The organism is Bradyrhizobium sp. (assembly GCF_019244115.1).
Classification (GTDB): Bacteria; Pseudomonadota; Alphaproteobacteria; order Rhizobiales; family Xanthobacteraceae; genus Bradyrhizobium.
Genome location: NZ_JAFATE010000787.1, coordinates 1 through 3216, shown reverse-complemented (window position 1 = coordinate 3216; position 3216 = coordinate 1). Strand labels below are relative to the sequence as shown.

At 63.0% G+C, this 3216-nt stretch carries 3 protein-coding genes and 1 pseudogene; 2 read left to right on the top strand and 2 right to left on the bottom strand.

From position 1 onward, the window contains the following. Together JOZ76_RS33545 and efp are read right to left on the bottom strand one after the other, a co-directional pair. Nucleotides 1-501, bottom strand: a pseudogene (locus tag JOZ76_RS33545) (M23 family peptidase); the annotation flags it as partial. A 329-nt stretch (nt 502-830) separates the two neighbouring features. Beyond that, complete coding sequence (gene efp, locus JOZ76_RS33540) at nt 831-1397, bottom strand: elongation factor P (RefSeq protein ID WP_291705673.1); 567 nt, start codon at nt 1395-1397, stop codon at nt 831-833. A 138-nt stretch (nt 1398-1535) separates the two neighbouring features. On the opposite strand from efp, the gene epmA reads away from it, so the two are divergent. Beyond that, entirely contained in the window at nt 1536-2588 is a 1053-nt protein-coding gene (epmA, locus tag JOZ76_RS33535) for an EF-P lysine aminoacylase EpmA (protein WP_291705672.1), read from the top strand. 21 nt (nt 2589-2609) lie between these two features. Then, nucleotides 2610-3216 (top strand): radical SAM protein (locus JOZ76_RS33530; RefSeq protein ID WP_441300148.1); only part of this gene is annotated, 607 nt, incomplete at its 3' end.

Genomic DNA, 3216 nt, shown 5'->3' with positions numbered 1-3216 from the left:
GATTGGACGGGCGAAGGTGCGTTGGGGCAACCCATCGCCGGCACCGGGCTCGAGCGAGAACACGGCGTCATAGCCCGAGGGGCCGGCATCGAAGAAGTCGGTGGAACGAAAGTCCGCCTGGTAACGCGCCACGCCGAACGTCATGCGGTTGCCGCCCGCGTTGAGCCAGCCCGCGACGTCGAATGGCAGCAGGACAGGCACTGGACTGCGGTTGATTCCGGGAAAGATCGCCGAAGTGGCAGCGTTCAACTGCACGAAAGCCGGCATCGATCTCGGACCGAGCGGGCGAAGGTGCCGTTGCGTCGCGAAGGTGAAATCGGCAGCGACCGCTGGTGCGGCGCTGATCTCCGCCCGGAATTGATCGAGCGCCGCGCGCCATTCGACTGGGATCACCGAGATTGCTGGTGTCCGGAATTGATCGATCGCGAAGGCTGTGCCGGCCTTGAGCAGGACGAAAGATGCCAGCGTCCTCGCGACGTACCGGACAGCTTTCGTTTTCACCGCCTCGCTCTCCCGGCGCTTGGCGCCGATTTGAACGCCCCCGCTGCAGGCGACGATTCGCGTTTAAGCGACGTTCAAAGGCCCCCCGCATTCCAGAGCCGCGCGGCAAATGGAGAATCGCCAACACCACGCAGCTTCGGAAGCAGGACACAAGTAGTGCCCCATTTCCGAAGTTCGTCAACTCCGCGCAAGCCCGGTCCGTCCGAGATTGCACACAAGATGCAATTTCGCAGATGAATTTTCGACTTGAAGTAATGAGACGCGCACATCACAGCCGAAACGAGAGTGGCTCAGGGCGGCGGCCATCGCGTGCTGCCGCCGGTCCTGCGCTAATCCTTGGCGCGCTCGGAGTAGGATCCGTCCTCGGTCAAGACCACGATCCGCGTGCCGACGGTGATGTGCGGCGGCACCGCCGTCCGCAGTCCATTCGACAGCACGGCCGGCTTGTAGGAGGAGGACGCGGTCTGGCCCTTGGTGACTGGCTCGGTCTCCACCACCTCGAGGGTCACGCGCTGCGGCAGCTGAATGGCAACCGGCGTGGCATCGTGCATCGACAGCTTGACCGTCATGTTTTCCTGCAGGTAAGCCGCGCCCGAGCCCACTACGTCCTTTGGCACCTGGATCTGGTCGTAGGTCTCGTTATTCATGAAATGAAAGCCGTCGGCATCCTCGTAGAGGTAATTGTAGTTCCGCTCCTCGATGGTAGCCTTCTCGACCTGGTCGGTGGTCTTGTAGCGCTCGGAAACCTTCACCCCGTCGCTGATTCGACGCATTTCGATCTGACTGACCGGCGTTCCCTTGCCGGGATGGATGTTTTCAGCGCTCAGGACGACGTAAAGCTTGCCATCTTGCTCGATGACGTTGCCCTTGCGAATAGAACTGGCGATGACTCTCAAAGCTGTTTTTCCTGATGTTCTGGGTCTGGACCGGACAAAAAAGGCGGACCCGACGGCGGCTGACGCGGTTTCGGGCCGCAACATACTGATTTTGCCGGTCCGCGCTAGCGTTTTGCGGACGCGGCGGGCTGCGGCGCGATGACTGTAAACGCCCCCGCGTCACCCTGGTGGTCGGCCGACCGGCATGCCGATTTGCGGCCGTTTCTCAAGGCCCGTGGCGCAATAACGCGGGCCTTGCGGTCCTGGTTCGGCGCCCAAGGGTTTACCGAAGTCGAGACCGGAATAGCCCAGGTTTCGCCCGGCAATGAAACCCATTTGCATGCGCCGCGCGCCGAGTTCACCGGCGTCGACGGCCGCCGTGTCACGCGTTACCTGCGAACCTCGCCCGAATTCGCCTGTAAGAAGCTGCTGGCCGCCGGGGAAAGCAGGATTTTCGAGTTTGCGCGGGTTTTTCGCGATCGCGAGCGCGGCGATCTGCATCTGCCCGAGTTCACGATGCTGGAATGGTACCGCGCCGGTACCGCTTATGATGCCGTCATGGCCGATACCATCGTCGTCATCGCCAATGCGGCTGACGCAACCGGCATCGGGCATTTTTCGTTCCGGGATCGAACTTGCGATCCCTTCGCCGAGCCGGAACTGCTGACGGTCGCAGCGGCCTTTGAGCGCTTCGCGGGAATCGATCTGCTCGCGAGCATTGTCGGCGGCGAGGGCGATCGCGCGAACCTGGCACAGGCAGCCGCGCAGAAAGTCCGGGTTGCAGAGGACGACAGCTGGTCGGACATCTTCAGCAAGATTCTGGTTGAGCATATCGAACCCCGGCTGGGGCAGGGGCGTTTGACAATTCTGTTCGAATATCCGACGCCTGAGGCGGCGCTGGCGCGCGTGAAAGCGTCGGATTCCCGCGTCGCCGAGCGCTTCGAGGTGTATGCCTGCGGGGTCGAGCTCGCCAATGGCTTTTCGGAGTTGACCGACCCGCAGGAGCAGCGTCGCCGCTTCGTCTTGTCGATGGATGAGAAGGAACGGCGCTATGGTGAACGCTATCCGCTCGATGAGGATTTTCTCGACGCGGTCGGGCACATGCCGCAGGCAAGCGGCGTTGCACTCGGATTCGACCGGCTGGTGATGCTGGCGAGCGGGGCGCTCCGGATCGACCAGGTGGTCTGGACGCCGCCGCCAAGCGACGCGTGAGCCGTGGATGAGGCAACGACAGTGACAATCACGTTGCGCGCGCCGAAGGAGATCGTTGCCCGCGGGTTTGCGCATCCGGATGATCTCGCCGTGCTGGAAGAAGTCGCCTCCCGCTACGCGGTCGCGGTGACGTCTGATCTCGCCGCCCTCATTGATGGAAGCGATCCGGACGATCCGATTGCGCGGCAATTCATTCCGTCTGCCGCAGAGCTCGACGGCGCGCCGGGCGAGCGTGCCGATCCGATCGGCGACGACGCCCATTCTCCGGTGCCCGGCATCGTGCACCGCTACCCGGATCGCGTGCTGTTCAAGCTGGTGCATGTCTGCGCGGTCTATTGCCGGTTCTGCTTTCGGCGCGAGATGGTCGGCCCCGGCAAGGAGAGCGCGCTGTCGGAAGCCGCTTATGCCGGCGCGCTCGGCTATATCCGCAGCCATCCCGAGATCTGGGAAGTCATTCTCACCGGCGGCGATCCCCTGATGATGTCGCCGCGGCGGCTGGCCGAGATCGTGAATGATCTCGCCTGCATCGATCACGTGAAGATCATTCGCATTCACACCCGCGTGCCGGTCGCGGAGCCTTCGCGGATCAGCGACGAAATGGTCGCTGCGCTGAAGTGCCAGGGTGCGA

Coding starts and splice junctions, on each gene's coding strand:
- epmA (WP_291705672.1), top strand. CDS start 1,536: ATGACTGTAAACGCCCCCGCGTCACCCTGGTGGTCGGCCGACCGGCAT.